At 72.3% G+C, this 4,255-nt stretch carries 4 protein-coding genes and 1 pseudogene; all 5 read right to left on the bottom strand.

All coding sequences use genetic code 11. The features are described from left to right. Nucleotides 1-265, bottom strand: a pseudogene (locus ABZ885_RS36415) (hypothetical protein); the annotation flags it as partial. Beyond that, complete coding sequence (locus ABZ885_RS36410; RefSeq protein ID WP_360198695.1) at nt 238-657, bottom strand: YciI family protein; 420 nt, start codon at nt 655-657, stop codon at nt 238-240. The pseudogene ABZ885_RS36415 and the gene ABZ885_RS36410, both read right to left, overlap by 28 nt. 131 nt (nt 658-788) lie before the next feature. After that, complete coding sequence (gene pntB, locus ABZ885_RS36405) at nt 789-2,264, bottom strand: Re/Si-specific NAD(P)(+) transhydrogenase subunit beta (protein WP_360198692.1); 1,476 nt, start codon at nt 2,262-2,264, stop codon at nt 789-791. 5 nt (nt 2,265-2,269) lie between these two features. Beyond that, the gene (locus ABZ885_RS36400; RefSeq protein ID WP_360198689.1) at nt 2,270-3,838 is read right to left on the bottom strand and encodes a Re/Si-specific NAD(P)(+) transhydrogenase subunit alpha; all 1,569 of its coding nucleotides are present in this window, start codon (nt 3,836-3,838) and stop codon (nt 2,270-2,272) included. A 220-nt stretch (nt 3,839-4,058) separates the two neighbouring features. Next, the coding region (locus ABZ885_RS36395) for a GNAT family N-acetyltransferase (RefSeq protein WP_360198686.1) at nt 4,059-4,255 on the bottom strand (197 nt) is incomplete at its 5' end.

The raw sequence follows: 4,255 nt of genomic DNA, 5'->3' as shown, positions 1-4,255 counted from the left end.
GTCGTCGACGCGCAGGTCGAGCTGGCGGCGGATCTTCGCGGCGACGTTCTCGTGGTCCCAGGTGGGCGACACCAGAACGATCCGCCCCTCGATGATGGGCGACGTCCTCGGCGAGGTCGAAATCGCCGGTGTAGCGGGTGAGCGCGCCGACGATCCGCGCGGACTCGATCCGCCAGAGGGCCTCGACGGCCCGCCGGGCCGGTTCGGTGCCCGGCGGGCCGTCGGCCGGCGCGGGCGTCAGACCTGGCCGGTCCGCTCGCGCCATGCCCGCTCCTTCACGATCCACTCGTTGTCCTGCGGGAACTCGTCGATGCCCGGCACGCGCCGGATCTCGATCTTCGATCCGGGGAACGGCGGCATCCGCTTGGCCCAGGCGACCGCCTCCTCCTTCGAGGCCACGTCGAGGATGTAGAAGCCGCCGAACAGCTCCTTGGTCTCGCCGTACGGGCCGTCGGTGACGACCGGGGCCTCCCCGCCGAGGTCGACCACCACGCCCTGCGCGGCGTCGTCCAAGCCCTCGGCCGCGACGAGCACGCCCGCCCGGATCAGCTCCTCGTTGTAGCGCCCCATCGTTTCGAGCATCTCGTCGAAGGGCGTCTCCGTCATCTTCGCGACCGACTCGTCACTGCCCCGCATGATCAACATGTACTTGGCCATGGCTGGTCTCCTTCGTCCGGGGGTTCGCTGTCCGACCCTCTCTATCCCAGGTCGAACGGGGCGGCCGCGGATCGACACGACGGAGACCGGAAACCCCGTTTTCCACCGCCGCCCCGCCCCCGTGCGCCGCGCTACACGGTGGCCCTCCCCTCCGCCGCGGCCCGGCGGACGGCCGGTGCCGCGTCGCCAGGCCCGTCGGCGTCGAGGGCCCGGAGGATCTCCTCGACGCTCTGCTTGGCGTCGCCGAAGAGCATCCCGCTGTTCTCGCGGAAGAACAGCGGGTTCTGGACGCCCGCGTAGCCGGAGGCCATCGACCGCTTGAACACGATCACCTGCTCCGCCTCCCACACCCGCAGGACCGGCATGCCGGCGATCGGGCTGGCCGGGTCGTCGGTGGCGGCCGGGTTGACGGTGTCGTTGGCGCCGATGACGAGCACGACCGAGGTCTCGGCGAAGTCGTCGTTGATCTCGTCCATCTCCAGGACGATGTCGTACGGCACCTTCGCCTCGGCGAGCAGCACGTTCATGTGACCGGGCAGCCGGCCGGCGACGGGGTGGACGCCGAAGCGGACCTCGACCCCGCGCTCGCGCAGCCGGCGGGTGAGCTCCGCGACCGGGTGCTGCGCCTGCGCCACCGCCATCCCGTAACCGGGGGTGATGACCACCGACCGGGCCTGCGTGAGGTGCCGGGCCGCCTCGTCCGCGCGGATCTCGCGGTGCTCGCCCTGCTCCTCGCCCCCGCCCGAGGCGGCCTCGATGCCGAAGCCGCCGGCGATCACGGAGAGGAAGGAGCGGTTCATCGCCTTGCACATGATGTAGGACAGGTAGGCGCCGGAGGAGCCGACCAGGGCACCGGTCACGATGAGCAGGTTGTTGTCCAGCAGGAACCCGGCGGCCGCCGCCGCCCAGCCCGAGTAGCTGTTGAGCATGGAGACGACGACGGGCATGTCGCCGCCGCCGATCGAGGCGACCAGGTGCCAGCCCAGCGCGAGCGCCAGCACGGTCACCGCGATCATCAGGCCGAGGCCCGGGCTGACCGTGAACCAGACCGTCAGTCCCACGAAGGCGCCGAGCGCGCCGAGGTTCAGCGCGTTCTTGCCGGGCAGCGTCAGCGGCCGCGAGGCGATCCGGGCGGACAGCTTGAGGAAGGCGACGATGGAGCCGGTGAAGGTGACCGCGCCGATGAAGATGCCGATGAACACCTCGGCGTGGTGGATGCCCAGCAGGTCGGCGGAGACGGCGGTCTGGGCCGCGCCGTGCGACTCGACCTCCAGGTAGCTGTTCCACCCGACCAGGACCGCGGCGAGGCCGACGAAGCTGTGCAGGACGGCGATCAGCTCCGGCATCTGCGTCATCTCGACCTGCCGCGCCCGCAGCAGGCCGATCGCGCCGCCCAGCGCCATCGCGACCACGATCAGGGCGACGGCACCGGCGGTGATGCTCTGCGCCGCCACCACGACGGTGGCGACCAGGGCGAGCGCCATGCCGGCGATGCCGTAGCCGACGCCGGCGCGGGAGGTGCGGTGCTGGGACAGTCCGGCCAGACTGAGGATGAACAACAGGGCGGCGACCAGGTCCGCGGCGTGGGCGGCCGTTGTGGAAGTCATCGGGCTCAGCGCCTTTCCGGGGACGTCGAGAACATGTTCAGCATGCGGCGGGTGACGGCGAAGCCGCCGAAGATGTTCACGCTGGTCAGCAGGACCGCCACGAAGGACAGCACGGTGACGAGCACGTCCTGGTGCCCGATCTGCAGCAGCGCGCCGACGACCACGATCCCGGAGATCGCGTTGGTCACCGACATCAGCGGGGTGTGCAGGGCGTGGTGGACCTTCCCGATGACGTAGTAGCCGATCACCACCGCGAGCGCGAACACCGTGAAGTTCTCGGCGAGTTGGGCCGGGGCGAAGGCGACCAGCAGGAACATCGCCAGCATGCCGAGGCCGATCAGGCCGAACCGGGCGGCCGGGGTGAGCCGCGGCTGCTTCGGCTCCGGCACCGCCGGCGCGGCCGCGGGCTGCGTGGCGGGAGCGGCCGACACGGCCACCGGCGGTGGCGGCCAGGTGACCTCGCCCGCGCGGACGACGGTCACCGCGCGCTGGACGACGTCGTCGAAGTCGAGCACCAGCCGCCCGTCCTTGCCCGGCGTCAGCAGCGTCAGCAGGTTGACCAGGTTGGTGCCGAACAGCTGCGACGCCTGGGCCGGCAGCCGGGACGCGAGGTCGGTGTAGCCGATGATGGTCACGCCGTTGCCGGTGACCACCGTGCGGCCCGCGACCGTGCCCTCGACGTTGCCGCCCTGCGAGGCGGCCATGTCGACGATGACGCTCCCGGGCTTCATCACCGCCACGTCGGCGGCGGTGAGCAGCCGCGGGGCGGGCCGCCCCGGGATCAGCGCGGTGGTGACGACGATGTCCACGTCCTCGGCCTGCGCGTGGTAGAGCTCGGCCGCGGCGCGGTCGTAGTCGGCCGACGTCGCCTTGGCGTAGCCGTCGGTGCTCGCCTCCTGGACGACGTTCACCGCCAGGTACTCGCCGCCCAACGACTTGACCTGGTCGGCGACCTCGGGCCGCGGGTCGGTCGCGCGGACGATCGCCCCCAGGCTGGAGGCGGCGCCGATCGCGGCCAGCCCGGCCACACCGGCCCCGGCCACCAGGACCTTCGCCGGCGGGACCTTGCCCGCCGCCGTCACCTGGCCGGTGAAGAAGCGCCCGAACACGTGGGCCGCCTCGATCACCGCCCGGTACCCGGCGATGTTCGCCATCGAGCTGAGCACGTCCATCGACTGCGCCCGCGAGATCCGCGGCACCGCGTCCAGGGCGAGCGCGGTGACCGGGCGCGACGACAGCGCCTCCAGCAGTTCGGGCCGCTGGGCCGGGGCGAGCAGGCCGACCAGCGTCGCGCCGTCCTGCAGCCGGGCGATCTCCGCGGCCGACGGCGCGTTGACCTTCAGGACGATGTCGGCCGACCAGGCGTCCGCGATCTGCGCGCCGGCCCCGGTGTACGCCTCGTCGGTGAAGCCGGAGGCCTCGCCGGCCCCGGAGTCGACCACGACCTCGTAGCCGAGCTTGAGCAGCCCGCGTACCGTCGACGGTGTCGCGGCCACGCGGGTCTCCCCGGCGGCCGACTCGGCGACCACACCGACACGCTGCGGGGGGTGGAGCGTTGAGTCCTGTGCAGACATCACTCGTGCCTCTCTCGTCGGAGGAGCCGTTGACGGCGGGATCCGCATCCGAGGGGGGTCCTCCCCCCTTGGTCGCAGGAACCTACCCGTCCAGGCCCCGTGAGGGCACAGGGCGCAGCAGTGACATGCTTCACCCGTTCGCACGCTCCCGGGCGCTCCGGCCCGCTCCGCACCCGGGCCCGGCCGCGCCGTGCGGCCGGGCCCGCATCGCCCGGTCGGGCTACACCGGGGCCGTGCGGAAGTCCTGGTAGCCCAGGATATGGAGCTTCTCCGCCGGGTCCAGCATGTACGGGACGACCTTGCCGGTGTCGGCGAATCCGAGCCGCCGGTAGAAGGCCCGGGCCCGCGGGTTGTCCTCGTGGACGCCCAGCGTCAGCCACGCGGCGCCGGAGTTGTCCCGGGCGAAGGCGATCGCCG

Source organism: Kitasatospora sp. NPDC047058, from assembly GCF_040643935.1.
Taxonomy (GTDB): Bacteria; Actinomycetota; Actinomycetes; order Streptomycetales; family Streptomycetaceae; genus Kitasatospora.
The sequence above is the reverse complement of the archived record's forward strand: the minus strand, read 5'-3'. Positions and strand labels throughout refer to the sequence as shown.